24 protein-coding genes are annotated in these 25,177 nt (G+C 59.2%); 7 read left to right on the forward strand and 17 right to left on the reverse strand.

Going from position 1 to position 25,177, the window contains the following annotated elements:
* Window positions 1-192 precede the first annotated feature (192 nt).
* Both csrA and alaS read right to left on the reverse strand, forming a co-directional pair.
* Window positions 193-378, reverse strand: a complete 186-nt coding sequence (csrA, locus tag ACJ8M3_RS14065; protein ID WP_004091602.1) for a carbon storage regulator CsrA — start codon at window positions 376-378, stop codon at window positions 193-195.
* 252 nt (window positions 379-630) lie between these two features.
* Complete coding sequence (gene alaS, locus ACJ8M3_RS14070) at window positions 631-3,258, reverse strand: alanine--tRNA ligase (RefSeq protein WP_033641907.1); 2,628 nt, start codon at window positions 3,256-3,258, stop codon at window positions 631-633.
* Between alaS and ACJ8M3_RS14075 the strand changes: the two genes are divergently transcribed.
* Window positions 3,208-3,351: a hypothetical protein gene (locus ACJ8M3_RS14075; RefSeq protein ID WP_162180460.1), complete on the forward strand. Its 144-nt coding sequence runs from the start codon at window positions 3,208-3,210 to the stop codon at window positions 3,349-3,351. The genes alaS and ACJ8M3_RS14075 overlap by 51 nt on opposite strands.
* 40 nt (window positions 3,352-3,391) lie before the next feature.
* Here ACJ8M3_RS14075 and recX read toward each other — a convergent pair whose 3' ends face one another.
* The 3 genes from recX to pncC all read right to left on the reverse strand — a co-directional run bounded on the left by recX (window position 3,392) and on the right by pncC (window position 5,632).
* On the reverse strand, window positions 3,392-3,907 hold the full coding sequence (gene recX / locus ACJ8M3_RS14080) for a recombination regulator RecX (RefSeq protein WP_033641906.1): 516 nt from the start codon (window positions 3,905-3,907) through the stop codon (window positions 3,392-3,394).
* A 60-nt stretch (window positions 3,908-3,967) separates the two neighbouring features.
* Window positions 3,968-5,032, reverse strand: coding sequence for a recombinase RecA (recA, locus tag ACJ8M3_RS14085; RefSeq protein ID WP_004932541.1), 1,065 nt, complete (start codon window positions 5,030-5,032; stop codon window positions 3,968-3,970).
* Window positions 5,033-5,143: 111 nt separating this feature from the next.
* On the reverse strand, window positions 5,144-5,632 hold the full coding sequence (pncC, locus tag ACJ8M3_RS14090; protein WP_033641905.1) for a nicotinamide-nucleotide amidase: 489 nt from the start codon (window positions 5,630-5,632) through the stop codon (window positions 5,144-5,146).
* A gap of 243 nt (window positions 5,633-5,875) precedes the next feature.
* On the opposite strand from pncC, the gene ACJ8M3_RS14095 reads away from it, so the two are divergent.
* Window positions 5,876-7,255 (forward strand): MFS transporter, encoded by a 1,380-nt coding sequence (locus tag ACJ8M3_RS14095; protein ID WP_033641904.1) that lies wholly within the window; start codon window positions 5,876-5,878, stop codon window positions 7,253-7,255.
* Between the two features lie 9 nt (window positions 7,256-7,264).
* Here the strand turns inward: ACJ8M3_RS14095 and chbG are convergent, their stop codons facing one another.
* From chbG to ACJ8M3_RS14125, 6 genes are all read right to left on the reverse strand, one after another.
* Entirely contained in the window at window positions 7,265-8,026 is a 762-nt protein-coding gene (chbG, locus tag ACJ8M3_RS14100; RefSeq protein WP_122004201.1) for a chitin disaccharide deacetylase, read from the reverse strand.
* Window positions 8,027-8,174: 148 nt separating this feature from the next.
* Window positions 8,175-9,023: a transcriptional regulator ChbR gene (chbR, locus tag ACJ8M3_RS14105; protein ID WP_004932550.1), complete on the reverse strand. Its 849-nt coding sequence runs from the start codon at window positions 9,021-9,023 to the stop codon at window positions 8,175-8,177.
* A gap of 15 nt (window positions 9,024-9,038) precedes the next feature.
* Window positions 9,039-10,424 (reverse strand): glycoside hydrolase family 1 protein, encoded by a 1,386-nt coding sequence (locus tag ACJ8M3_RS14110; RefSeq protein WP_089196595.1) that lies wholly within the window; start codon window positions 10,422-10,424, stop codon window positions 9,039-9,041.
* Between the two features lie 43 nt (window positions 10,425-10,467).
* Complete coding sequence (gene chbC, locus ACJ8M3_RS14115) at window positions 10,468-11,829, reverse strand: PTS N,N'-diacetylchitobiose transporter subunit IIC (protein ID WP_089196594.1); 1,362 nt, start codon at window positions 11,827-11,829, stop codon at window positions 10,468-10,470.
* 12 nt (window positions 11,830-11,841) lie between these two features.
* Window positions 11,842-12,159 carry a PTS sugar transporter subunit IIB gene (locus ACJ8M3_RS14120; RefSeq protein WP_004932561.1) on the reverse strand — a complete coding sequence of 106 codons (318 nt, stop codon included), beginning with the start codon at window positions 12,157-12,159 and terminating at the stop codon, window positions 11,842-11,844.
* 417 nt (window positions 12,160-12,576) lie between these two features.
* Window positions 12,577-13,470 carry a LysR family transcriptional regulator gene (locus ACJ8M3_RS14125; protein ID WP_033641897.1) on the reverse strand — a complete coding sequence of 298 codons (894 nt, stop codon included), beginning with the start codon at window positions 13,468-13,470 and terminating at the stop codon, window positions 12,577-12,579.
* Between the two features lie 106 nt (window positions 13,471-13,576).
* Between ACJ8M3_RS14125 and ACJ8M3_RS14130 the strand changes: the two genes are divergently transcribed.
* From ACJ8M3_RS14130 to ACJ8M3_RS14145, 4 genes are all read left to right on the forward strand, one after another.
* Complete coding sequence (locus ACJ8M3_RS14130) at window positions 13,577-14,377, forward strand: SDR family NAD(P)-dependent oxidoreductase (protein WP_049866646.1); 801 nt, start codon at window positions 13,577-13,579, stop codon at window positions 14,375-14,377.
* 12 nt (window positions 14,378-14,389) lie between these two features.
* Entirely contained in the window at window positions 14,390-15,361 is a 972-nt protein-coding gene (locus tag ACJ8M3_RS14135; protein WP_033641894.1) for an aldo/keto reductase, read from the forward strand.
* Between the two features lie 30 nt (window positions 15,362-15,391).
* Entirely contained in the window at window positions 15,392-16,384 is a 993-nt protein-coding gene (locus tag ACJ8M3_RS14140) for a Vgb family protein (protein WP_230079616.1), read from the forward strand.
* Between the two features lie 194 nt (window positions 16,385-16,578).
* Complete coding sequence (locus tag ACJ8M3_RS14145; protein WP_089191196.1) at window positions 16,579-17,196, forward strand: Fic/DOC family protein; 618 nt, start codon at window positions 16,579-16,581, stop codon at window positions 17,194-17,196.
* Here the strand turns inward: ACJ8M3_RS14145 and ACJ8M3_RS14150 are convergent.
* Window positions 17,193-17,360 carry a hypothetical protein gene (locus ACJ8M3_RS14150; RefSeq protein WP_162882342.1) on the reverse strand — a complete coding sequence of 56 codons (168 nt, stop codon included), beginning with the start codon at window positions 17,358-17,360 and terminating at the stop codon, window positions 17,193-17,195. The genes ACJ8M3_RS14145 and ACJ8M3_RS14150 overlap by 4 nt on opposite strands.
* Before the next feature lie 394 nt (window positions 17,361-17,754).
* Here ACJ8M3_RS14150 and mutS point away from each other — a divergent pair, with 394 nt between their 5' ends.
* Window positions 17,755-20,310 (forward strand): DNA mismatch repair protein MutS, encoded by a 2,556-nt coding sequence (mutS, locus tag ACJ8M3_RS14155; RefSeq protein ID WP_089197664.1) that lies wholly within the window; start codon window positions 17,755-17,757, stop codon window positions 20,308-20,310.
* Between the two features lie 79 nt (window positions 20,311-20,389).
* Here mutS and rpoS read toward each other — a convergent pair whose 3' ends face one another.
* From rpoS to truD, 5 genes are all read right to left on the reverse strand, one after another.
* Window positions 20,390-21,388, reverse strand: a complete 999-nt coding sequence (rpoS, locus tag ACJ8M3_RS14160; RefSeq protein ID WP_019455119.1) for an RNA polymerase sigma factor RpoS — start codon at window positions 21,386-21,388, stop codon at window positions 20,390-20,392.
* 54 nt (window positions 21,389-21,442) lie between these two features.
* Window positions 21,443-22,441: a murein hydrolase activator NlpD gene (gene nlpD / locus ACJ8M3_RS14165; protein ID WP_170853020.1), complete on the reverse strand. Its 999-nt coding sequence runs from the start codon at window positions 22,439-22,441 to the stop codon at window positions 21,443-21,445.
* A 325-nt stretch (window positions 22,442-22,766) separates the two neighbouring features.
* The gene (locus ACJ8M3_RS14170; RefSeq protein WP_033641890.1) at window positions 22,767-23,393 is read right to left on the reverse strand and encodes a protein-L-isoaspartate(D-aspartate) O-methyltransferase; all 627 of its coding nucleotides are present in this window, start codon (window positions 23,391-23,393) and stop codon (window positions 22,767-22,769) included.
* Window positions 23,387-24,148, reverse strand: coding sequence for a 5'/3'-nucleotidase SurE (surE, locus tag ACJ8M3_RS14175; RefSeq protein ID WP_033641889.1), 762 nt, complete (start codon window positions 24,146-24,148; stop codon window positions 23,387-23,389). Before surE ends, ACJ8M3_RS14170 begins: the two co-directional genes overlap by 7 nt.
* Window positions 24,129-25,175, reverse strand: coding sequence for a tRNA pseudouridine(13) synthase TruD (truD, locus tag ACJ8M3_RS14180; RefSeq protein ID WP_089196592.1), 1,047 nt, complete (start codon window positions 25,173-25,175; stop codon window positions 24,129-24,131). The genes surE and truD overlap by 20 nt, the downstream gene beginning before the upstream one ends.
* Window positions 25,176-25,177: the final 2 nt, after the last annotated feature.

The raw sequence follows: 25,177 nt of genomic DNA on the forward strand, positions 1-25,177 counted from the left end.
TGCACAATTCGCACCCAACATGGGCGATTTCACGGCAAAAAGGGCGTTTTATCAACAGGCAACCGCAACGTCTGCAGCAATAAAGCAGGAAACTAACCGGGAAAATAATCACGAAAAAGAGAGGGGAGAACGAAAGAAGTGGGTAAAACGATGCAGTAGCGTCTCGTCTGGCAACGAGACGCTGCTTCGGAATCAGTAAGTCGTCTGCTGAGACTTCTCGGCCTGAATGCGCTGATAGATTTCTTCACGGTGAACTGAAACCTCTTTGGGGGCGTTCACACCAATACGCACCTGGTTGCCTTTTACCCCTAGCACAGTGACCGTAACCTCATCGCCAATCATGAGGGTTTCACCAACTCGACGAGTCAGAATTAACATTCTTTGCTCCTTGAAAGATTAAAAGAGTCGGGTCTCTCAGTTTCCCCGTCATTATCCATCATATGTGGTGAAAACGTAAGCCGCGCAATCCACAATAAGTGTAAGCAGACTTGGTCCCACCTCAGATAATGGTAAGTTTAGCCGACCAGAAAAACTTTGTTCCCGCAATTGTAACTAAATTGTGTTAGCACAGTATGAAAACGCCATAATCAACAAAGTATTATGGCGTTTGTCCGTGCTATTTATTTATGTTCACAGCTTTGAGGCCACCCAGGCTTCTACGCTGTTTAACGCCGCTGGCAGGGCGTTGATATCCGTCCCCCCCGCCATCGCCATATCAGGGCGACCACCGCCCTTGCCGCCGACCTGCTGCGCCACGTTGCCGATCAACTCGCCGGCTTTCACGCGGTCAGTCAGATCCTTGGTCACGCCTGCGACCAGGCTGACTTTGTCATCAGCCGTCGTCGCCAACACGATAATGGCCGAACCCAATTGATTTTTCAGGTCATCCACCATGGTGCGCAGCATTTTGGCTTCGACATTGTCCAACTGGCTGACCAACAGCTTCACGCCGTTAACCACTTTCGCCTGGCTGGACAGCGACGCGCTTTCCTGCGCCGCCTGCTGATCTTTCAGTTGCTGCAGTTCTTTTTCCAGCACGCGCGTGCGATCGAGCACCGAGCGCACTTTATCGGTCAGGTTGTTGCTGTCGCCCTTCACCAATTGAGCAACGTCTTGCAACAAATCGCTTTGCTGATGCAGCGTAGCGATAGCGCCAGCGCCGGTCACCGCTTCAATACGGCGGATGCCCGCCGCGGTGCCCGATTCGCTCAGAATGCGGAACAGGCCGATATCGCCGGTGCGGCTGGCGTGGGTGCCGCCGCACAGCTCGGTGGAGAAGTCGCCCATGGTCAGCACGCGCACGTTGTCGTCGTACTTCTCACCGAACAGCGCCATTGCGCCCTTCTCTTTCGCGTCTTCCAACGCCATCAGCTCGGTCTGCACCGGCAGGTTACGACGCACCTGCTGGTTAACCAGATCTTCCACCGCACGAATTTGTTCCGGCTTCATCGCTTCAAAATGCGAGAAGTCGAAGCGCAGGTATTTGTCGTTAACCAGAGAGCCTTTCTGCGCAACGTGCTCGCCCAACGTTTGGCGCAGCGCGGCGTGTAGCAGGTGGGTCGCGGAGTGGTTCAGACGGATGCTGTTGCGGCGCTCAGTGTCGATCTGCGCGTCCACGCGATCGTTCAGCTTCAGCGAACCTTGCGCCAGCTTGCCTTGATGGCCGATAGCCTGACCGTATTTCTGGGTGTCGTTGACCACAAACTCGGCGCCGGCGGCTTTCAGCACGCCTTTATCGCCGACCTGGCCGCCGGATTCACCGTAGAACGGCGTCTCGTCCAGCACCACCACCGCCTCTTCGCCGGCGTTGATCTGCTCGACCGGCTGGCCGTCACGGAACAGCGCGATCACCGTCGCCTGCTGCTCGTCATGATCATAGCCGCTGAACTGGCTGCTGCCGTCCACACGGATCAGGCTGTTGTAGTCGGCGCCGAAACCGCTGGATTCGCGCGCGCGGCGGCGCTGCGCTTCCATCGCTTCTTCAAAGCCCGCTTCGTCGACTTTCAGACCGCGCTCGCGGCAGACGTCTGCGGTCAGATCCACCGGGAAGCCGTAGGTGTCGTACAGACGAAAAGCGGTCTCGCCGTCCAGGGTATCGCCCTGCAGCTTGGCCAGCTCTTCGTCCAACAGCGCCAGGCCACGCTCCAGCGTGCGGGCAAACTGTTCTTCTTCGGTTTTCAGCACCTGCTCCACCAGCGATTGCTGGCGTTTCAGCTCGTCGGCCGCCGGGCCCATCACTTCGATCAGCGGCGCCACCAGCTTGTAGAAGAAGGTGTCTTTCGCGCCCAGCATGTTGCCATGACGGATCGCGCGACGAATGATGCGGCGCAGCACGTAGCCGCGGTTTTCGTTAGACGGGATCACACCGTCCGACACCAGGAAGGCGCAGGAACGAATGTGGTCGGCGATAACGCGCAGGGATTTGTTATCCAGATCGGTCGCGCCGGTCACTTTCGCCACGGCGGCGATCAGGGTGCGGAACAGATCGATCTCATAGTTGGAGTTCACATGCTGCAACACCGCCGCGATACGCTCCAGACCCATACCGGTATCCACCGAAGGCTTCGGCAGCGGCAGCATGGTGCCGTCGGACTGACGGTTGAACTGCATGAAAACGATGTTCCAGATCTCGATGTAGCGGTCGCCGTCTTCTTCCGGGCTGCCCGGAGGGCCGCCCCAGATGTGATCGCCGTGATCGTAGAAAATCTCGGTGCACGGGCCGCATGGGCCGGTATCACCCATCTGCCAGAAGTTATCTGAAGCGAAAGGCGCGCCCTTGTTATCGCCGATGCGGATAATGCGCTCGGCCGGTACGCCGATTTGCTTCTGCCAGATGTCGAATGCTTCGTCATCGGTTTCATACACGGTGACCCACAGTCTCTCTTTCGGCAGGTTGAACCAGTTTTCACCGGTCAGCAGTTCCCACGCGTAGCTGATAGCATCGTGCTTGAAGTAATCGCCGAAGCTGAAGTTGCCCAGCATTTCAAAGAAGGTGTGGTGACGAGCGGTATAACCGACGTTTTCCAGGTCGTTATGCTTGCCGCCTGCGCGCACGCAGCGCTGCGAGGTGGTGGCGCGGGAATAGGCGCGTTTGTCGAGCCCCAGGAAAACATCCTTAAATTGGTTCATGCCGGCATTGGTAAACAGCAATGTCGGATCATTGTTAGGCACCAGGGAGCTGCTTGCTACAACCTGATGACCCTTACTATGAAAGAAATCGAGAAACGCTTGACGGATCTCAGCGGTGCTCTTGCTCATAATTTTCCTGGAAAGGCTAGAATAACGACACGTGAGCCGGTGGCGCGTCATCCCGACGATGACAACCAGCTCACGAACAAAAAGTGGGGATAAGATAAATTTTCTTCAGAGGGAAGTAAAACCCCGTGTGCGCTCATTGCGCAAAATCACGGTAAATTGACTGAATTTCTTCTTGGAAGAAGCCGCGATAGAGCAGATAACGCTGCACTTTGGCTTTCTCTTTCCAGTCGGTTGGCAACGCATCGCCAAATTTTCGCTGCGCCACCTGTTTCGCCTGTTCGCACCAGTCGATATCGCATTCCGCCAACGCGTCCTGCACCAGCGCTTTATCCACGCCTTTTTGCATCAGTTCGCTGCGGATGCGCTGCGCGCCATAACCTTTGCGGCTGCGGCTGCCGATGTAGCTGTGGGCGAAACGCTTATCGTCCAGCCAGTTGTGCTGGTAACAGTAGACGATAACCTGATCGATCAGCGCGGGATCTACCGGCTCTTCGGCTACCGGCGGCGACGATGTCGGCGCATGCGGCCCCTTGCCGCCAAACCGGGCTTTCGCCACAAACGGCTGCGCCGCAAGTTTGCGGCGCAGTTCAGCTTCACTATGATCGCGTTGCGACAGCAGGCGCATGGCGCGGCTTAGCAAGTCATTCATCATTCAAGCCTGAATTCAGGGGATGTGCACCACATAAACGGCGGCGCACATCTTCAGCGATTAAAACTGCTCGCTGGTTTCCGCTTCGTCATCTTCGAAGTCGTCACCGGAGGCAGCCACCAGCTCACCGCCGCTGTGCAGCAGCAGGTCGCGCAGTTTCTTATCCAGCTCGGCGGCGATAGCCGGGTTTTCTTTCAGGAAGTTACAGGCGTTCGCCTTGCCCTGACCGATCTTCTCGCCGTTATAGCTGTACCAGGCGCCGGCTTTTTCGATCATCTTGTGCTTCACGCCCAGATCGACCAGCTCGCCACGGCTGTTGATGCCTTCGCCGTACATGATTTGGAACTCAGCCTGTTTGAACGGCGCAGCGATTTTGTTTTTCACCACTTTCACGCGGGTTTCGCTGCCCACCACTTCGTCGCCCTCTTTGATGGCGCCGATACGACGGATATCCAGACGCACCGAAGCATAGAACTTCAGAGCGTTACCACCGGTAGTGGTTTCCGGGTTGCCGAACATCACACCAATTTTCATACGGATCTGGTTGATGAAGATCAGCAGGGTATTGGCATTTTTCAGGTTGCCGGCCAGCTTACGCATCGCCTGGCTCATCATGCGCGCCGCCAACCCCATGTGCGAATCGCCGATTTCACCTTCGATTTCCGCCTTCGGCGTCAACGCCGCCACGGAATCGACGATGATGACGTCAACCGCGCCGGAACGGGTCAGCGCATCACAGATTTCCAGAGCCTGCTCGCCGGTGTCCGGCTGGGAGCACAGCAGGTTGTCGATATCGACGCCCAGCTTCTTCGCATAGATAGGATCCAGCGCGTGCTCGGCATCGATGAACGCACAGGTTTTGCCTTCGCGCTGCGCGGCGGCGATCACCTGCAGCGTCAGGGTGGTTTTACCGGACGATTCCGGGCCGTAGATTTCGACGATGCGGCCCATCGGCAGGCCGCCGGCGCCCAGAGCGATATCGAGTGACAGTGAGCCGGTGGAGATGGTTTCCACGTCCATGGAGCGGTCTTCACCCAGGCGCATGATGGAGCCTTTGCCGAACTGTTTCTCAATCTGGCCCAGTGCCGCAGCTAACGCCTTTTGCTTGTTCTCATCAATAGCCATTTTTGCTCCTTCGTTTCGCAATGCCGGTGTTACCCCACACTGCCACTGAATGTATGTTGTGCAGGAAATGTCACTAATTATACTGTATGGTCATACAGTATCAAGCCTAATTTACAAAAATTCGTCGATGGCGGTTTGCAGCGCGAAAATCGTCGCCTGCAGCCGTACCGCATCGCGGTCGCCCTCGAATTGCATCTTGCGCGACAGCCCCCGGCCATCGCTGCTGGCGAAGCCGAACCACACGGTGCCGACCGGCTTTTCCGCGCTGCCGCCGTCCGGGCCGGCGATGCCGCTCACCGACAGCGCCAGATCGGCCTGCGCCGCCCGCAGCGCCCCTATGGCCATCTCGCGCACCACCTCTTCGCTGACCGCGCCATGCGCCGCCAACGTCGCTTCGCTCACCCCCAGCAGGTCATGCTTCGCCGCATTGCTGTAGGTCACGAATCCGCGATCAAAATAGGCGGAGCTGCCCGCGACATCGGTAATGGCCTTGGCGATGCCGCCGCCGGTGCAGGATTCCGCGCAGGTGATCCAGCGGCCCTGCGCCTTCAGTTTTTCCCCTGCCAGCACGCTGAGCCGGCGCAGTTGGTTTTGACTCATAACCCCTCCCTCGCGAATTCAGGTATATGCGCCCGATAGTAACATTTATCAAGGCGGCGCGGCGGCTGGCGCGCAGAAATGCGCAGCGCCTCGCAGGAGGTGCGGTTTTAAGCGCCCGGCCAAGCTGCTAGTATCAAAAGAAGCGCCCCATCGAGCGGCGGCGCACCAGCACAAGGAACATCACGGAGGCGGCATGCTGCGGCGGCGGCCTCAGGGCGCACCAGAAGAGATTAGGATGATAGAGTGAAAAAAACGTTGGGCGTATTTTTGCCGTTGTACACCACCACCCTGCTGCTGCTGTTGGGCTCAGGCCTGCTCACTACCTACGTCTCGCTGCGGCTGACCTCCATTCACGTCAGCAGCGCGCTGATCGGCGCCATCATCGCCGCCAACTACATCGGGCTGGTGATCGGCGGCAAGGTCGGCCACTTTCTCATCGCCCGCGTCGGGCATATCCGCGCCTACGTGGCCTGCGCCGGCATCATCACCGCCGCGGTGCTGGGCCACGGCCTGACGGAGTTCATTCCCGCCTGGGTCGCGCTGCGCCTGGTGATCGGCCTATGCATGATGTGTCAGTACATGGTGCTGGAGAGCTGGTTGAACGACCAGGCGGAATCCAACCAGCGCGGCATGGTGTTCGGCTTCTATATGGCGGCGACCTATCTCGGCATGTCGCTGGGCCAGATCGTGCTGATGCTGCAAAGCAATCTGGGCATCGCCACGCTGCTGGTGATCGCGCTGTGCTTCGCGCTCTGTCTGGTGCCGATCGCTCTGACTACCCGCACCAATGCGCGCCACATGTCGCCGGCGCCGATGGAACTGCGTTATTTTGTCGGCGCCATTCCCAAGGTGCTGGCCACCACGCTGGTGATCGGCATGGTCGTGGGCTCGTTTTACGGGCTGGCGCCGGTCTACGCCAGCCTGCAGTCCTTAACCACTCAGCAAACCGGCCTGTTCATGGCGCTCTCCATCTTCGCCGGGCTGGTGGCGCAATTCCCGCTCAGTTGGCTGTCGGATCGCTATAACCGCCCCTTGCTGATGCGCCTCAACGCCATTCTGCTGATCGTGGCGGCGCTGCCGCTGGCGCTGCTGCCGCACATCGATTTTCCGCTGCTGCTGGCGGTAGGATTCGTCGTCAGCATGCTGCAGTTTACGCTCTACCCGCTGGCGGTGGCGCTGGCCAACGATCTGATCGAGCCGGAGCGCCGCGTCTCGCTGGCCGCCTGTCTGCTGATGGCGTTCGGCGTCGGTGCCAGCATCGGGCCGTTGGCGGTCGGCGCGCTGATCGAGCCGCTTGGCGGCAATATTCTGTACGCCTTCTTTGCCCTGTGCGGCGTGCTGCTGGCAGCCCTGAGCCGGACGGCCAAAGCAGAGGAACCGCAGCTGGCGCAGGACGCGCCGGTGCCGCATATTGCGCTGCCGGACAGCCTCGCCAGCTCGCCGCTGTCACCGGCGCTCAATCCAACCTTCGATGAGCAGATCATTCACGACACCATGCCGCCGCCGGAAGCGGCGCCCGATGTCGAGGAGCCGCAGCCCGAAGAACAGGAAGCGGAACCCTCAGCTCAGGGGGCGGATCCGGAAGAAGACACCGGTCTGAAAAAGGCGCACGCCATGCTGTAAATGACTGCGTTACAGATCCCGGAAAGAGCCCAGCAGAAAACCGCGTTCGGCGATCGCCGCTTTCAGCGTCGGCGCGGTCAACACATCCAGCTCGGCGAGGCGCGGATGGCAGTATTGGCTCTGCAGGATCGTCGCGTCGAGGAAGGCCGGGTGGCACATCATTTCCAATGACTCGGCGCCCTGCTCGTCGGCGCGCGCCAACCGCTGCAAGAACAAGGCCTCGGAAATCATTTCACCGTAGAATCCCGCGTCAAACGCGTCGGTGCTGCAGGGAGTCTGCAACGCAATGTCGCGCCGTTTCGCCTCTTCGCGATCGATGCGCAGCGGCAGCTCATGCGCCAGCGCGAACGCCTCCACCAGCGGGTAAATCTGCGGCTGCATATGCACATGGTGGTGGCTGTCAATGTGCGTCGGCGGCCTGCCGAACAGCGTCACGAACCGCGCGAACTGGCGCTGCAGCTCTTCCTGAATCTCGTCCAACTGCAGCTCGCCGGCCTCGGCGCGGCGCCACAGCCATTTGCCCAATTCGCCGCGCTCGTTGACCAGCGAAGGCATGGCGCCCAGCGGCCTGCCATGGGTCAAAACGAAGTGCAGCCCGATCGGCAATCCGGGATATTGCCGGCTGAGCGCTGCAGCATGCTCCGCGCCGCCGCCGTTCACCATTGCCGTGGTGGAGGAAACGACGCCATGCTGATACGCCTCGATAACGCCATAGTTCTGTCCTTTGCTCAGACCGAAATCGTCGGCATTCACGATCAGTAGTTTTTCCATAGTGGCTCCCGCGGGATGAATTTTTGGCAAGGGAGGGCCGACCGACCGGTGCGGCATTCCCCTTCGCTAAGATAAAAATCAAATGATTAACCGACCGGCGCCCTGAAGCTCATCGGCATATCGACGTTGATACTGATCGGGAGCGGCCCTAAAGAGGGCCGTAACACTTTTTTCGGTAGTTGCCCGGGGTCACGTCGGTGAGCCGCTTGAAGTTTTTAATGAACAGGCTGACATCGCCATAGCCGGAATCAAAGGCGATGTCGGAGACCGAATAGTTGGTGACCTCCAGCTGCGTCTTGGCGAAGTTGATGCGGATCTCATTGATCACCTGCATCGGCGTCTTCTGGTAGTAGCGCCGCATCGCCCGGGTCAGGTACTCCTGAGTTTTCCCCGACAGCGCCACCATGTTCGCCAACGCCCGCTCGCCGAACATCGCCTTGTCATGCATGCCGGCGAGGGTGTTCTTCAGCCACTGCGGGATATCATCGCCGCCGTCGGTGTCTTCTTTATAGTGACGAATACGGCTGATCACGTAGAAGGTCAGCGTTTCGAGAAATTCGGCGAAATCGTCCTCGCGAAACTGCGGCGAACTCACCACCGATTCGATATAGGCCAAAAACTCGCTTCTCAGGCTGTAGGCCTGCGAGGCGACAAAGCAGCGCGGCAGTTGCTGCAAATAGTGCTCTTCAAAGAACGCTTTGCTGACCGCCACGTTGAAGATTTTCGTCGCGCCGAACTCGTAAAAGCTCTGGTGGTAGGAGCCGATAGGGATAAAGACGAAATCCCCGCGTTCCAGCAGCACCCGCTTGCCGTTGATCTCCTGATAGCATTTGCCGCTCAGCACGATGGTGAATTCGTAATAGTCGTGCTGATGCAGCCCGGTGGCGCTTTCCACCTTGTTATAGATAAACAGGTGAAAGTCTTTGCAGTTAAAGAAATCCTGCTCGCGAATCAGCTTCACGTCGTTCGCACTCAGCGAAATTCGGTTATCGGACACGGCCCCGGCCTCCCGTTAGTCAAATCCGTTGCGTCTGGCCGCCTCGGCAAACCAGTAGCCGCTTTTTTTGATGGTGCGCCGCTGCTCCGCCCGATCCAGCCGCACCAGCCCATAACGATTCTTGTAGGCGTTCAGCCAGGACCAGCAGTCGATAAAGGTCCACAGATGATAGCCCTTGCACTGCGAGCCTTCCGCCAGCGCGCGGTGCAGCCACTTCAGGTGATCGCGAATAAACTCGATGCGGTAATCGTCCTCCACCCGCCCATCGGCGCCGATAAACGCCTCTTCGCCCTCAACGCCCATGCCGTTTTCGGAAATATAACAAGGCAGATTGCCGTAGTTCTCTTTTAGATCCATCAGAATGTCGTACAACCCCTTCTCATAGATCTCCCAGCCGCGATGCGGATTGATTTTGCGGCCCGGCATTGCATAGTAACTGAACAAGTCCTCCGGCAGCGCGATCGGCTCCCCGGCGCGGCGCCCCGCTTTCGCCTGCACCCTTCGCGGCTGGTAGTAGTTGACGCCGAGGATATCCACCACGCCGCCTTCGAGCAGTTGCGCGTCCTGCGGTTCGCAGTAAGGCATCAGCCCATGCTGCGCCAACAGATGCAGCAACGCCGCCGGATAACGCCCTTTGGCGACCGGGTCGAGAAAGCTGCGATTGAGCAACAGATCGGCGTCGTGTGCGGCCTGCAGATCCTCCGGCGCGTCGGAGCGCGGATAGGTTGGGCTCAGGTTCAAAATGATGCCGATGCTCCCCGGCAGCCCCCGCGCTCTGAAACGTTGCACCGCCATGGCGTGCGCCAGCACGCTGTGATACGCCACGGTGACCGCCCGTTTGAAGTCCACCACGCAAGGGTAATGCAAGTCATTCAGGTAACCGGCCTCTACCGGCACGATCGGCTCGTTGAAGGTGAACCAGTGGGTAACCCGATCGCCAAACAGGCCGAAGCAGATGTCGGCGTAACGCGCATAGGCGTCGATCACCGCCCGGCTTTCCCAGCCGCCGCGCTGCTGCATGCACAGCGGCATATCGAAGTGGTAGAGATTGATAAACGGGGTGATGCCCTGCGCCAACAGCTCGTCGATCATCGCGTTGTAGAATGCCGCCGCCTGCGGGTTCACCTCGCCGTCCCCGTCCGGGATCAGCCGTGACCACGAGATCGAGGTTCTGAAGGTATTGTGGCCCAGCGTTTTGAGCAGCCCGATATCGGTGCGGAAATGGTCATAAAAGGTCGAGGCCTCGGTCGGCCCCACCCGATCGTGAAAGCGCTCGGGCGCGATCTCGTACCAATAGTCGAAGATGTTGCGGCTCTTGCCATCGCGCGCGGCCGCCCCTTCAGACTGCGGCGCGGAGGTGGCGCTGCCCCACCAAAACCCGTCGGCAAATTGATATTCCATATTTGCGTCCCTCGCGGGGCGACCGCGCCGCCCCGTTCCACAGTTAGAATTTCAGCGCCTTGGCGATGTCTTCTTCGCTTTCCGTCGCCGCATCGATCTGGCTTTGCGCCTTGTTGGAAATCGCCACGAACGGCAGATAAATCACGGTGGCGACCGCCAGGTTGAACAAGCTCAGCAACAGGGCCATGATGCTGCCGTTGGTGTTGAAGAACGCTCCCAGGCCGACCGGCATGGTCCAGGGCGCGAAGTTAGTGATCGGCGGGATCAGCCCGGAGTAGTAAGCCAGCGAGGTGATGAGGGTCAGCACCGGCTGCACCAGGATGAACGGAATAAACATCACCGGGTTCATGATCACCGGCAAACCGAACAGGATAGGTTCGTTGATCTGGAAAATGCCGGATGGCGTCGCCAGTTTGGCGACCTGGCGGTAATCTTCGCGGCGCGAGGCGATGAAGATGGCGATGATCAGGCCCAGCGTCGAACCGGTGCCGCCGAGGTAAATATAAGAGTCGACGAACGGTTTCGCCCACATGTGGAACTCTTTGCCGGCGGCCACCGCCGCCTCGACCGAACCGTATTTATTGTACAGCTCCACGTTTTCCAGCGCGAAAGGCGTCATGATGCCGCTGTCCAGCGCCGCCAGCGCCATGGAACCGTGTACCCCAAAGAACCACAGCAGCGAAGAGAAAAGCACGTATACCCAGCCCACTACGCTGCCCATCTTGGCCAGCGGCGCCGAAATGCCGTCCATGATGATCTGGTGGAAGTTGGTGCCCCAGTGCGCCAGCGCGAACGCCACCAGCCCCATGATGGAGAGGATGATGAAGCCGGGGATCAGCGCCGAGAAGGAGCGCGACACCGAAGCCGGCACGCTGTCCGGCAGGCTGATCACCCAGTTGCGCCGCACGATGAAGGCAAACATCTCAGCCACCGCCAGCCCGATCACCATACCGGAAATGATGTTGGCGCCGCCCAGCCAATTGGCGCCCACCGCATAGGCCTCGCCGACGTTGAACGGCGTGACGGTCATGAAGGCCGCCACCGCCAGCAACGCCGAGGCCAGGGGATCGACCTTGCGCTCTTCGGCCAGCGCCATGCTGATAAAGAACGGCGTCATCAGGGACATGATCCCCAACGTACCGTTGTAAACGCTGCCGCCAATACTCTTCAGGCTATTGAGCGTCTCGATGGTGGAGGCGTCCAATCGCACGCCCAGCGAATAGAAGAACGATCCCTCGCCAAAGCTCAGGAACACGTTGTTGATCAACACGAACATCGCCCCGGTCAAGGTCAGCGGCATCAGGCGGATAAAGCCGTTTTTGATGGCGTTGACGTGGGGCTGCTTACCGATTTTTACGGCGAAAGGCAGGATAACCTTCTCGAGCGAGGCAATGAGGGTATTCACGGCGGCCTCCTGTTATTGGTTGGCTTTCTTGATGGCGGCCACCGCGGCCTTCAGCACGCCCAGCCCATCGACCTTGCCGTACAGCAGCGGATCGATGACTTCAACAGGTTTATTGGGCAACTGTTTCTGCACTTCCGGCAGGGTGTAGGCGATCTGCGGCCCCAGCAGGATCAGATCCGCTTCAACCCCCTTCTCCGCGGCCAGCGCTTCCGGATAGGCGGCGATGATCACCGGTACTTCATATTTTTCGGCCTGCGCCTTCATTTTTGATACCAACAGGGAAGTGGACATACCGGCAGAACAAAACAGATAGATTTTTTTCTTTTCCATACCAAGCACCTCAGATAATCAAAAAAACCCGGTGTTATTTGTATGCCAGATGCAATCACGATTGCTTCACGCATATTCCTTATGAAAATTTCCGTCACGTTGCCCTGGTTACAGACAGTATACGGAGCATGAAAAAAGGATCGGTAAGCCAGAAGGAGACAGAACCGTCTCTCATTGACCTGATGGATTGACCCTCTTCACATTTCGCACAAAAAAATAGTGTGACCGGGCTCTCAAATAACCGATAAAAACTCAGAATATTCGTAATAAATAATCAAATAACAATTATAAACAGCAAGTTATAAACTCGCTGAGAATTTAAGGGTTTATTTACGTCTGAACAAACGGCGAGGGAATAAAAATAGTTCAAGCTTGATTCGCCTGCTGCCATCCGAACGCGATGGCAGGCGAAGAGGATTACGTGGGCAGACGCAGCAACTCAATCACCGTGGCCAGCGCCACGGAATGGTTTCTGCGGTTGGGGTAATAGAGGTAAAAACCGGGAAACGGCGCGCACCAATCGGCCAGCACCCGCCGCAGCCGCCCGCTCGCCAGGTATTCCTCTGCCTCCTGCTCGATGGCAAAAGCGATGCCGACGTTCGCCAGCGCCGCCTGCACCATCATCCTGCCGTCATCGAGTATCAACGGGCTGTTGACCGCCACGGAAAACCGCTGCTCCCCCTGCTGAAAGGCCCATTTGTAGCGCTCGCCTGAAGAAGCTTTGCGCCAACCGATGCAGCGATGCTGCAGTAAATCCTGCGGGTGCGTCGGTTCACCGTGCCGTTGAAAGTAATCCGGCGTGGCGACGATGGCAAAACGCAGATCCGGCGTCAGGCGCACCGCGCGCATATCGTTGTGCAGATCCTCGCCGAGCCGGATGCCAGCGTCAAAGCCTTGCTCGACGATGTTGGCGAACCCCTCGTCCGCCACCACTTCCAGCGTAATGCCGGGGTATTCGCTGGCCAGCCGTCCCAGATGCGGCACGATGGCGAGATCGATCGCCGAACGCGGCGCGTTGATACGCACCAGGCCGCGTGGCCCTTCGCGAAACGCATTCAGGCTCTCCAGCGCGGCGTCGATGTCGGTAAAAGCCGGCACCAGCTGCGCCAGCAGATGCTCTCCGGCCTCCGTCGGCGAGACGTTACGGGTGGTGCGGTTCAGCAGGCGAATGCCCACCTGCGCTTCAAGTTCGCGCAGGGTGTGGGTCAGCGTCGGCGGCGTCACGCCCAATCGGGCGGCGGCGCGGCGGAAGCTGCGTTCACTGGCGATAGCCACGAAGGCCGCCAGGCCGGACAGTTCGGGTTTCTTCATGCTATTGATATAAATTATCTAATAGTGAGATGAATTTTTAGCGGATAGTTATCCGTCATCTAACAACATAGCATTGCGATCGAACCCATTACCAGGTATCGATGCGATGATTAATGCTACAGCTCCAACCCATGAAACGCCGCGCCGTCTGGCGGGCAAAGTCGTACTGGTGAGCGGCGGCGGCACCGGCATCGGCCGCGCCGCCGCGCTGGCCTATGCCCGCGAAGGCGCCAACGTGGCGCTGGCCGGCCGGCGCGCGGCGGAGATCGAAGCCACGGCGCGCGATATCGCGCTGGCTGGCGGCGATGCCCTGCCCATCGTGACCGACGTCTCCCAAGAAGACGATATCCGCCGGCTACTCGCCGCGGTGACCGCCCACTACGGCCGGCTCGACGTCGCTTTCAACAACGCCGGCATCATCGGCAACTTCGCCCCCATCACCGAACAGAGCAGCGAGGATTTTGACCGGGTGATTGCCATTAACCTCAGAGGCGTCTGGCTGGCGATGAAATACGAGATTGAAACCTTCCTGGCTCAGCGGTCGGGCGGCGTGATCATCAACACCTCCTCCTGGCTGACCCACGGCGCGCTGGCCGGCTCATCCAGCTACTCCGCCAGCAAAGGGGCGCTCGATGCGATGATCCGCGCGGTGGCGCTCGAATACAGCGGCCAGGGCATCCGCGTCAACAACATCAACCCCGGCATCATCGACACGCCGATGGCGCGCGGCAGCGTAGCCGACAGCGCGGCGTTCGCGCCCTTTATCGCCCATACGCCCGCCGGCCGCCTGGGCGAATCGGAAGACATCGGCGATGTGGCGCTGTGGTTGGCGACGGACGAGGCCCGCTTCATCACCGGCCAAAGCCTGCTGGTGGACGGCGGTTACACCATCGCCGGCATGCGCTGAGGAGACGATGCCATGAACTACGTTCGGCTTGGCGACAGCGGCCTGAAAGTGTCTCGTCTCTGCCTGGGCTGCATGACCTATGGCGATCCGGCCTGGCGCCCCTGGGTGCTGAAGGAAGATGAAGCGCGCCCCTTTATCCGCGAAGCGCTGGAAGCGGGCATCAATTTTTTCGATACCGCCAACATTTACTCCGGCGGAGAAAGCGAGCGCATTCTCGGCCGCGCCCTGAAGGCGTTCGCACGCCGCGAAGACGTGGTGATCGCCACCAAGGCCTACTTTCCGATGGACGCGCAGCCGAACAGCCGAGGGCTGTCGCGCAAGCACCTGCTGCACAGCGTCGACGCCTCTTTGCAGCGGTTGGGGACGGATTACCTCGATCTGTTTGTGCTGCACCGCTTCGACACCGAAACGCCGATCGAAGAAACCGCCGACACCCTCGACGGCCTGGTACGGGCGGGCAAGATCCGCTATCTCGGCGCCTCCTCGCTGCACGCCTGGCGCCTGATGAAAATGCTGGCCTTTCAGCGTCAGCACCGCCTGGCGCCGTTTATTTCGCTGCAAGGCCAATACAACCTGGTGACGCGTGAAGATGAAGAGGAGCTGATCCCCCTGTGTCTGGAGGAGGGGCTCAGCCTGACGCCCTGGTCGCCGCTGGCCCGCGGCGTGCTGGCCGGTTCCGGCAACGCCGGCACGCTGCGCGCCGCCACCGACGAACAGGCGCCCCGTTGGTACGGCGGCAGAAACGAAGTAGAACGCACCGTCGCAGCGGTAGCGGAGGTGGCGGCCACGCGCGGCGTTCCACCGGCGCAGATCGCGCTGGCCTGGCTGCTGGCCAAACCCGGCGTGGCGTCACCGCTGGTGGGCATGTCCAAGCCGCACCATCTGCAGGATGCGCTAGCGGCGCTTAATCTCAGCTTATCGCCGCAAGACGTGGCCGCGCTGGAGGCGCCGATGGCGCACGCTGCCCGCCCCGATCGCTGGTAGCCCCTTTTCCGTCATTCCAGGAGAGAAGACATGTCATATGCGCTTACCGCGCGAGCAGCGTTGTTCACCCTCGCCGCCGCACTCCCCCTGACCACTCCGGCGCAGGCCGCCGCCAATACCCACTGCGCCGAAAGCAGCATGACGCTGCCGCCCGGCGCGCTTTATCCCAACGGCATCGCCCGCGCGGCGGACGGCACGCTGTATGTCGGCCTGATCACCAGCGGCAACGTGCTGCGCAAGCGGCCGGGTAAAGCGTGGGAAACCTTTTTCCCTGGCGCTGACACGGTGTTCGCCTCAAACGCGCTGCGGCTGGACGAACGGCGCGGGTTGCTGTGGGGCAATTCGCCGGACTTCCTTTCCGGCGGCAAATCGCGCGCCAACCGCATCTATGCGCTGAACGTCGCCGATGGCACGCTCAACCGCAGCCTGGCGCTGCCGACGGGGGAAATGGGCAACGATATCGTGCTCGGCGCAGACGGTACGGTGTACGTGACAGAAACCCGAGGCGGCGGCATCCTGCGCCTGCGGCCGGGCGAAGCGGCATTCAGTACGCTGTTTCAGGATGCGCGGTTGGCGGCTCCGAGCGGGCTGGGCGCCGCCGGGATCGTGCTGCTCGACGATCGGCTGATGGCTGTCGCCAATTTCGGCACCGGTAAGCTTTACACTCTCAGCTATCACGATCCAAAGCCGCAGCTGACGGAAATGCAGCTGCCGCGCCTGATTGAAAACCCGGACGGAATGGGATTGGCGCCGGACGGCGCATTGATCGTGCTGGAGAACGGGATCCAGAGCGGCCAAGGGCGGATCCTGCGGATCGCGTTGCCAAAAGCGACCGGCATGCATCGGATTGAGGTTTTGCGCGAAGGCATGGAGTCGCCGGTCAACCTGACTATCACCCCACAAGGCTGCGCCTTCGTCAGCGAGTCGCGCATCCGCCACCGCCTGCTGCCCGGCCATGAAACCGAAGTGCCCGACAGCTTCCGCATCTATCAACTGCCCTTGCCTCTCACCGCCGCGCAATAACCTCTACGCCGCCTCAGCGGGCGGCCACTCGCGTTGTATCGTTAACATCCAATAAATTGAAACTATTTACTTCGATGCCATTAATCATACTTATGATTAATCCTAACTTAACAACCTGATTTTAATTAAATTGTTCCGCCGCGTATCGCTGATTATACTTGCCTTATCTCCCGCCTCATTTACCGAGCGTAAGCATGAGCCGATACCATGTTTCCAGCAGCGAAGGCCAATATGAGAAAGAATCCGGCGAGCAAGTTCTAGCCAACAAGCTGGGTATTGCCGATAGCAATGAACTCGACGATGCCGAATTGGTATTGCTGGAACAGCTCTACCATTCCGTTTTCGAACAGCATTTTCCGTTAGGGAAAATCACCGTCGAGATGATCAAGGGCTGGCATCGCCGCTGGTTAGGCAATATCTATGCATGGGCTGGACAAGCAAGAACTGTCAATATCAGCAAAGGGGGCTTTATGTTTGCCCCTTCGACGCGATTGCCCAAACTACTGGACGATTTCGAGGTGGAATACCTGGCTCGTTACACACCTTGCTCAGCCATGAGCGAAGAACAGCTGATAGAAGCGATTGCAATAATCCATGTTGAACTGATACTCATACATCCCTTCAGAGAAGGGAATGGCCGTTTGTCACGGCTGTTGGCCGATGTGATGGCGGTTCAGGGCGGGCATAAACCGTTGGATTATCAAAGCTGGGAACAAAACAGAGCCCAATATATCTCAGCGATTCACTCAGGTATGAACATGAACTACGAACCGATGAAACACTGGGTCAGTCAAGCACTAAGAAGGTATTAGGCAAGGCGTAAATGAGCAAATTTTTTACGCGCTTCTTCTAAAGAAGCTTCAACTCTGGCTGAGGGTTGACCTGTTTCAACCGCCGTTGATGTCGCCACGGAACGCGCAATGTCCGTACGGGACGGCTTAGCATAACCCACCTGCACTTTTTTGCTGTTACTCATGACAACCTCTGTTCGCAAATTTGCTGAAGACATTATATCAAGGAATGTACAGGACTTCATTCCCTTGCCTCTCACTCCCGAGCAATAGCTTCACCACCACTCCGGGCGGCCACTTGCGTTGTTGCCCGCAGGCGAACAACAATCTCACCGCGTTACAAACCCGCCTTGCGCAGCGCTTCCCATTTTTACCTGTGACAGCCGATTGCCCGCTGGGCTAGTATAAGCGTCTGTGCAAACCTCAGGTTTGAGTGCGCCGTTTGGCGTTTTGATGATTTGATTTGCGCCGCCCGCCAAGCGCTGAGTGGGGCGACGCCTGCTGAAACAATGTGATAGCGAATGACGACAATGAAAATCACAGTTCCCTTTACATTCAATGGATTGGAAAAATAATCGCATGAATAGCACCGATAAACTCGATTCGCACACGCCGATGATGCAGCAGTACCTGCGCCTCAAGGCCCAGCATCCTGAAATCCTGCTGTTCTACCGCATGGGTGACTTCTACGAGCTGTTTTACGACGACGCCAAGCGCGCTTCCCAACTGCTGGATATCTCGTTGACCAAACGCGGCGCCTCGGCGGGCGAGCCGATCCCGATGGCCGGCGTGCCGCACCACGCGGTGGAGAACTACCTGGCCAAGCTGGTTCAACTCGGCGAATCCGTCGCCATCTGTGAACAGATCGGCGATCCGGCCACCAGTAAAGGGCCGGTCGAGCGCAAAGTGGTACGCATCGTCACCCCCGGCACCATCACCGACGAAGCGCTGCTGCAAGAGCGCCAGGACAACCTGCTGGCGGCGATCTGGCAGGATGCGCGCGGCTTCGGTTACGCCACGCTGGACGTGAGCTCCGGCCGCTTCCGCGTCGCCGAGCCGCAGGATCTAGAGACCATGGCCGCCGAGCTGCAGCGCACCAATCCGGCCGAGCTGCTCTACCCGGAAACCTTCGAACAAATGGCGCTGATCGAACAACGCCACGGCCTGCGCCGCCGTCCGCTGTGGGAATTCGAACTGGAGACCGCACGCCAACAACTCAACCTGCAGTTCGGCACCCGCGATTTGACCGGCTTCGGCGTCGAGCAGGCGCATCAGGCGCTGCGCGCCGCCGGCTGTCTGTTGCAGTACGTGAAAGATACCCAGCGCACTTCGCTGCCGCACATTCGCGGCATCACCATGGAGCGTCAGCAGGACGGCATCATCATGGACGCCGCCACCCGCCGCAACCTGGAGCTGACGCAGAGCCTGTCCGGCGGCAGCGACAACACGCTGGCGGCGATCCTCGATCGCACAGTCACGCCGATGGGCAGCCGCATGCTGAAACGCTGGCTGCACATGCCGACCCGAGACATCAAGGTGCTGACCGCCCGCCAGCAGGCGATCGGCGCATTGCAGGAACGGTTCGCCGATCTGCAGCCTTCGCTGCGCCAGGTGGGCGATCAGGAGCGAATTTTGGCGCGCCTGGCGCTGCGCACCGCGCGGCCACGCGATCTGGCCCGCATGCGTCATGCTTTCCAGCAACTGCCGGACATCCGCGCGCTGCTGCAAGATGTGGATACGCCGCATGTGCAGCAACTGCTATCTCAGGTAGGCCAGTTCGACGAGCTGCGCGAACTGCTGGAACGCGCGATCGTTGAATCGCCGCCGGTGCTGGTGCGCGATGGCGGCGTGATCGCCCCCGGTTACAACAGCGAGCTGGACGAGTGGCGCGCGCTGGCCGACGGCGCCAGCGACTACCTCGATCGGCTGGAGATCCGCGAACGTGAAAAGCTGGGGCTGGATACGCTCAAAGTCGGCTTCAACGGCGTACACGGCTACTACATCCAGGTGAGCCGCGGCCAGAGCCACCTGGTGCCGATCCACTATGTACGTCGCCAGACGCTGAAAAACGCCGAGCGCTACATCATCCCGGAATTGAAAGAGTACGAAGACAAGGTACTCACCTCCAAGGGCAAAGCGCTGGCGATCGAGAAAAGCCTGTACGACGAGCTGTTCGATCTGCTGCTGCCGCACCTGGCGGAACTGCAACAAAGCGCCGCCGCGCTGGCCGAGCTGGACGTGCTGGCCAACCTGGCCGAGCGCGCCGACACCCTGAACTACGGCTGCCCGGTCATGAGCGAACAACCGGGGATCCGCATTACCGAAGGCCGCCACCCGGTGGTGGAGCAGGTGCTGAGCGAACCGTTTATCTCCAACCCGCTCTCCCTGTCGCCACAGCGCCGCATGCTGATCATCACCGGTCCGAACATGGGCGGTAAAAGTACCTATATGCGGCAAACGGCGCTGATTGTGCTGATGGCGCACATCGGCAGCTACGTTCCGGCTGCCAAAGCCACCATCGGCCCGGTGGATCGCATCTTCACCCGCGTCGGCGCGGCGGACGATCTGGCTTCCGGCCGTTCCACCTTCATGGTGGAGATGACCGAAACCGCCAATATTCTTCACAACGCCACCGAGCACAGCCTGGTGTTGATGGATGAGATCGGCCGTGGCACCTCCACCTACGACGGCCTGTCGCTGGCCTGGGCCTGCGCCGAGAACCTGGCCAACCGCATCAAAGCGATGACGCTGTTCGCCACCCACTACTTCGAGCTGACGACGCTGCCGGAAAAAATGGAAGGCGTGGTCAATGTGCATCTGGACGCGCTTGAGCACGGCGACACCATCGCTTTTATGCACAGCGTGCAGGACGGTGCCGCCAGCAAAAGCTATGGCCTGGCGGTCGCCGCGCTGGCCGGCGTGCCGCGCGACGTCATCAAGCGCGCCCGCCAAAAGCTTCGCGAGCTGGAATCCATCTCCAGCCACACCGCGTCGGGCAGCGTTGATGCCACCCAGATGACGCTGTTGCAGGAAGAGACTTCGCCGGCGGTAGAAGCCCTGGAGGCGCTGGATCCGGATTCCCTGTCGCCGCGCCAGGCGCTGGAATGGATCTACCGGCTGAAAAATATGGTGTAGTCAGACGCCAAACGCGGGCATAAAAAAACGGTGAGCATCATGCTCACCGTTTTTATTTGATGCGGTTCAACAACCGGCGTTATTCGCGGAACAGCGCCTCAATGCTCAGGCCCTGCATCTGCAGAATCTCACGCAGGCGACGCAGACCTTCAACCTGAATCTGACGGACGCGTTCACGCGTCAGGCCAATCTCCCGGCCCACGTCTTCCAGCGTCGCCGCTTCATAGCCCAGCAGGCCGAAACGACGCGCCAACACTTCACGCTGTTTGGCGTTCAGTTCGAACAGCCATTTGACGATGCTTTGCTTCATATCGTCGTCTTGCGTGGTGTCTTCAGGCCCGTTGTCCTTCTCGTCGGCCAAAATGTCCAGCAGCGCTTTCTCCGAATCCCCGCCCAACGGCGTATCCACCGAGGTGATGCGCTCATTCAGGCGCAGCATGCGGCTGACGTCATCCACCGGCTTGTCGAGTTGCTCGGCAATCTCTTCAGCGCTCGGTTCATGATCCAGTTTATGGGAAAGCTCGCGCGCGGTGCGCAGATAAACATTCAGTTCTTTGACGATATGGATAGGCAAACGAATGGTGCGGGTTTGGTTCATGATCGCCCGTTCAATCGTCTGACGGATCCACCAGGTTGCGTAAGTGGAGAAACGGAAACCGCGTTCCGGGTCGAATTTTTCCACCGCGCGGATCAGACCGAGGTTACCCTCTTCGATCAGATCCAGCAGCGCCAGACCGCGGTTGCTGTAGCGGCGGGCGATTTTCACCACCAGCCGCAGGTTGCTTTCAATCATGCGACGGCGGGACGGCACGTCACCGCGCAGAGCACGCCGCGCAAAATAGACCTCTTCCTCTGCGGTCAACAGAGGTGAATAACCGATCTCACCCAGATAGAGCTGCGTCGCATCCAATACGCGTTGCGTAACGCCTTGAGACAACAGCTCTTCTTCCGCTAAATCGTTCTCGCTGGCCTCTTCTTCTACCAGCGCTTTTTCATCAAACGACTCAGCCTCAGCTCCATTCTCGTCGAAATCCGCATCATCATGTAACTCGTTAACTTTCAGCGTATTTTGGCTCATATGCTGCTCCTACCCGTGATACCGCGAGCAGAATCTCAGCGTATTCTGCCCAATCTATCGCTGCGGAAGATAACGCAGCGGGTTTACGGATTTCCCCTTGTAACGAATTTCAAAATGCAAACGTACTGAACTGGTACCGGAGCTACCCATGGTGGCTATTTTTTGACCCGCCTTCACTTCTTGTTGTTCCCGGACCAGCATTGTGTCGTTATGAGCGTAGGCGCTCAGGTAATCATCATTATGTTTGATGATGATTAGATTACCGTAACCCCGTAAAGCGTTGCCTGCATACACTACGCGACCATCGGCGGTAGCGAAGATAGGCTGCCCACGGGAACCGGCGATATCGACGCCCTTATTCCCACCTTCTGATGAGGAAAAGTTATCAATAATCTTGCCGTCAGTCGGCCATCTCCAGGTACTGACCGGAGCGCTGTTGCTGACGGTGCTGCTCACTGGTGGAGCGGCTTCCGGTGCGGTAACAGGCGCAGTCGCGGTCCCAACCGCTGCGGCGCCCGCTGCAGGTAACATCTTACCTACATTCTGTTTACCCGAGTTTTCAGAATACGCGTTAGTTGATTGAGAATCAACCGTTGCCGTCTGGATCTGGGTGCTGGAAGGTGGCTTCGGAACACCGCTTTTGGTCGCGTCAGTCGTCGCCAGCATACCGCCGCCGCCATTGGCAGAACCATTACCAAGTTGAATGGTTTGGCCAACATTCAGGCTGTAAGGCTCGGGAATATTGTTGCGCTGCGCCAGGTCGCGGAAATCGTTGCCGGTGATCCAGGCGATGTAAAACAGCGTATCACCGCGCTTGACCGTATAGGTGTCGCCGCCGCTGTAGCTCCCTTTAGGGATAGCGTTATAACTGCGGTTATAGACAATGCGGCCCTCTGGGCTGGCCTGCTGCGCTCCGCCATTATTATTGCCGGATGGAACGGCGCCGCCGCCGCCCACGCTGCTGATAGGGGCTGACGTCGAGGCCGTGTTTGTACAACCCGCCAACCACAAACTTACCATCGTACACACCGCAACCCGGCGTAACGTAATCATTGGGCTTCCCGTGCTCATGCTTCCCCCATGACAGCAATATCAGTGATATATCCAAAATACCCTTTACATCGTAGCCGAGCTTTTGCCACTTCCCAGTTTCTGCGATGTAAAGGCGCCGCCGGCCGATCCCTGAACGCCAGGTCATCTCCCGCCGGAGCATCAAAACGCGCGCCAATGCTAACCACATTGGCGTCACCGCACCATAAGACAACTACGTAGAAAGGCCAATTCTAGTGAAAATTAGCCTGATTGGAACGAGAAAACCTTATCCGCACGTGATGAAAGTGCAACAGATTTTTCAGACGGTCGAAAAATCAGACAATCGCTAGGCCAATTCGCCTTTCACCAGCGGCACAAAGCGCACCGCCTCTACCGCGTCGACCACGAAATCGTTGCCATGGCGCTGAATGCGTTTGAGGGTTTGGGCATGCTCGCCCACCGGCAACACCAAAATGCCGCCGTCGTCCAACTGCTCAACCAGCGCCTGCGGGATCTCCGGCGGCGCGGCAGTGACGATGATCGCATCGAACGGGCCGCGCGACGCCCAGCCCTGCCAGCCGTCGCCGTGGCGAGTGGAAACATTATGAAGGTCGAGCTGCTTCAGGCGGCGCTTGGCCTGCCACTGCAGCCCCTTGATGCGCTCGACGGAACAAACGTGTTGCACCAGATGCGCCAGAATGGCGGTTTGATAACCGGAACCGGTGCCGATCTCAAGCACCCGTGAAGTAGGCTTCAGATTCAGCAGCTCGGTCATCCGCGCCACCATATAGGGCTGAGAAATGGTCTGACCGGAACCGATCGGTAATGCAGTGTTTTCGTAGGCTTTGTGATCCAGCGCTTCGTCGACAAAACGCTCGCGCGGCACCGCTTCGATCGCTCGCAGCAGCTTTTCGTCCCGGATCCCTTGCTGACGCAGCTGCGTCAGCAATGTTTGCATACGCTTGTTCACCATTCCCCGCTAACCTCTGCCTTGGTTAACCATGTTTTCACGACTTCCTGCGCCGCGTAGGCGGTCAGATCCACCTGTAGCGGCGTGATCGCCACATAGCCTTGTTCCACCGCCGCAAAGTCGGTATCCGGCCCGACATCAAATTTATCACCAGGCGGCCCGATCCAGTAGAGATTTTGTCCACGCGGATCCTGCTGGCAGAAGACCTTATCGGCGGGATGGCGGCTGCCACAGCGAGTGACGCGCAGGCCTTTGATCTCCGCCAGCGGCAAATCCGGCACGTTAATATTCAGGATTTTTCCGGTGCGTAACGGTTCACGCTGCAGCGCACGCAAGATGCGGCAGGTAATGGCCGCAGCAGTCGCGTAGTGTTGGTGACCGTTCAGCGACACCGCCAGCGCGGGCAGCCCCAGGTGCCGGCCCTCCATCGCCGCCGCGACGGTGCCGGAATAGATGACGTCATCGCCTAAATTCGGTCCGGCGTTAATGCCGGAGACCACGATATCCGGCGCAGGGCGCATCAATGCGTTGACGCCAAGATAAACGCAGTCGGTCGGCGTCCCCTGCAGCACCGCGATATCGCCGTTGGCCAGCGTCTGCGTGCGCAGCGGCGACTCCAGCGTCAGGGCATTGGAAGAACCGCTGCGGTTACGATCCGGCGCCACGACCTGCACCTCGGCAAACTCCCGCAGCGCCGCTGCCAGCACCTGAATGCCTGGGGCGCTGACGCCGTCATCGTTACTCAGCAATATCCGCATCACTGTTATCCTGCTGCATGATTTCGCGAACCACGCTGGTAGCAAAGCTGCCTGCCGGCAACCAGAAGCGCAGTTCCACGGTAACGTCATCCCACCAGTTCCACTGCAAATTTTGCGGCTGCAACAGCAGGGCCCGGCGAGCGGGTTCGACACGCTCGCGCTTTAAAAGCGTAAGCAATTCCGGTTGTTTCGCCAAGCATTGTTGTTCAAAAGCCAAGGCTTGGCCGGCGGTGCCTGGCTCTCCGTCGCCCGGCAAGGAAGCCGTGATCGCCAGCTCGCCGGCATCCAGCCGCTGTTGCAACGTCTCCAGCTCATCGGCTTTGGCGACGAACCAGCTACCGCGGCCGCTCAACTGCAGGGCATCCCCCTCCAGCACGGTGCGCTGCAGGCCGTCGGCCAGGCGCCGGCCGGCTATCAGATTGAACAGCGCACTGCGGCTGGCGGAAAGGTAGAAGCTGCGCTTGCTGCGCTCTTTAACGCGGATTTCGTCGTTCGCCCAGCGGCGCGCCATCACCAGATTGTTGCCGCCGCGGCCGAAGCGTTGGCTGCCGAAATAGTTTGGCACGCCCTGCGCGGCGATAGCCTGCAGGCGGCGCTCAACGTCCTGACGATCGGAAATCTGGCGCAGCACCAGCGTAAAGTGGTTGCCCTTCAGATTGCCGATGCGCATTTTGCGCAGGTGGCGGGCGAACGAGAGCACCTCGCAGCCTTCCAGCGCAAACTGTGAGAAATCCGGCGTGTCTTTGCCCGGCATATGCAGGCAGAACCACTGTTCGGTCACCGCGTGGCGATCCTTCAAGCCCGCATAGCTGACGGAACGGGCGTGAATACCGGCGAAGCGCGCCAGATAGTCGGCCACGAACTGGGTATTGCAGCCGTTTTTACGGATGTTCACCAGCACATGCTCGCCTTCGCCGTCCGGCGCAAAGCCCAGGTCTTCCACCACCACGAAGTCTTCCGGATTGGCTTTCAACACCCCGGTGCTCTGCGGCTGGCCATGCAGCCAGGTCAGATTCGCCATATCCATGC

The organism is Serratia sp. CY55921 (assembly GCF_052167655.1).
In the GTDB taxonomy this organism is placed as follows: domain Bacteria; phylum Pseudomonadota; class Gammaproteobacteria; order Enterobacterales; family Enterobacteriaceae; genus Serratia; species Serratia ureilytica.

Excerpts from the sequence above, each read along its gene's own strand:
- csrA (WP_004091602.1), bottom strand. The coding sequence starts at position 378 with ATGTTAATTCTGACTCGTCGAGTTGGTGAAACCCTCATGATTGGCGAT.
- ACJ8M3_RS14075 (WP_162180460.1), top strand. The coding sequence starts at position 3,208 with ATGAAAGAAATCGAGAAACGCTTGACGGATCTCAGCGGTGCTCTTGCT.
- alaS (WP_033641907.1), bottom strand. The coding sequence starts at position 3,258 with ATGAGCAAGAGCACCGCTGAGATCCGTCAAGCGTTTCTCGATTTCTTT.
- recX (WP_033641906.1), bottom strand. The coding sequence starts at position 3,907 with ATGAATGACTTGCTAAGCCGCGCCATGCGCCTGCTGTCGCAACGCGAT.
- recA (WP_004932541.1), bottom strand. The coding sequence starts at position 5,032 with ATGGCTATTGATGAGAACAAGCAAAAGGCGTTAGCTGCGGCACTGGGC.
- pncC (WP_033641905.1), bottom strand. The coding sequence starts at position 5,632 with ATGAGTCAAAACCAACTGCGCCGGCTCAGCGTGCTGGCAGGGGAAAAA.
- chbG (WP_122004201.1), bottom strand. The coding sequence starts at position 8,026 with ATGGAAAAACTACTGATCGTGAATGCCGACGATTTCGGTCTGAGCAAA.
- ACJ8M3_RS14110 (WP_089196595.1), bottom strand. The coding sequence starts at position 10,424 with ATGGAATATCAATTTGCCGACGGGTTTTGGTGGGGCAGCGCCACCTCC.
- ACJ8M3_RS14120 (WP_004932561.1), bottom strand. The coding sequence starts at position 12,159 with ATGGAAAAGAAAAAAATCTATCTGTTTTGTTCTGCCGGTATGTCCACT.
- ACJ8M3_RS14125 (WP_033641897.1), bottom strand. The coding sequence starts at position 13,470 with ATGAAGAAACCCGAACTGTCCGGCCTGGCGGCCTTCGTGGCTATCGCC.
- ACJ8M3_RS14130 (WP_049866646.1), top strand. The coding sequence starts at position 13,577 with ATGATTAATGCTACAGCTCCAACCCATGAAACGCCGCGCCGTCTGGCG.
- ACJ8M3_RS14135 (WP_033641894.1), top strand. The coding sequence starts at position 14,390 with ATGAACTACGTTCGGCTTGGCGACAGCGGCCTGAAAGTGTCTCGTCTC.
- ACJ8M3_RS14140 (WP_230079616.1), top strand. The coding sequence starts at position 15,392 with ATGTCATATGCGCTTACCGCGCGAGCAGCGTTGTTCACCCTCGCCGCC.
- ACJ8M3_RS14145 (WP_089191196.1), top strand. The coding sequence starts at position 16,579 with ATGAGCCGATACCATGTTTCCAGCAGCGAAGGCCAATATGAGAAAGAA.
- ACJ8M3_RS14150 (WP_162882342.1), bottom strand. The coding sequence starts at position 17,360 with ATGAGTAACAGCAAAAAAGTGCAGGTGGGTTATGCTAAGCCGTCCCGT.
- mutS (WP_089197664.1), top strand. The coding sequence starts at position 17,755 with ATGAATAGCACCGATAAACTCGATTCGCACACGCCGATGATGCAGCAG.
- rpoS (WP_019455119.1), bottom strand. The coding sequence starts at position 21,388 with ATGAGCCAAAATACGCTGAAAGTTAACGAGTTACATGATGATGCGGAT.
- nlpD (WP_170853020.1), bottom strand. The coding sequence starts at position 22,441 with ATGATTACGTTACGCCGGGTTGCGGTGTGTACGATGGTAAGTTTGTGG.
- ACJ8M3_RS14170 (WP_033641890.1), bottom strand. The coding sequence starts at position 23,393 with ATGGTGAACAAGCGTATGCAAACATTGCTGACGCAGCTGCGTCAGCAA.
- surE (WP_033641889.1), bottom strand. The coding sequence starts at position 24,148 with ATGCGGATATTGCTGAGTAACGATGACGGCGTCAGCGCCCCAGGCATT.
- truD (WP_089196592.1), bottom strand. The coding sequence starts at position 25,175 with ATGGATATGGCGAATCTGACCTGGCTGCATGGCCAGCCGCAGAGCACC.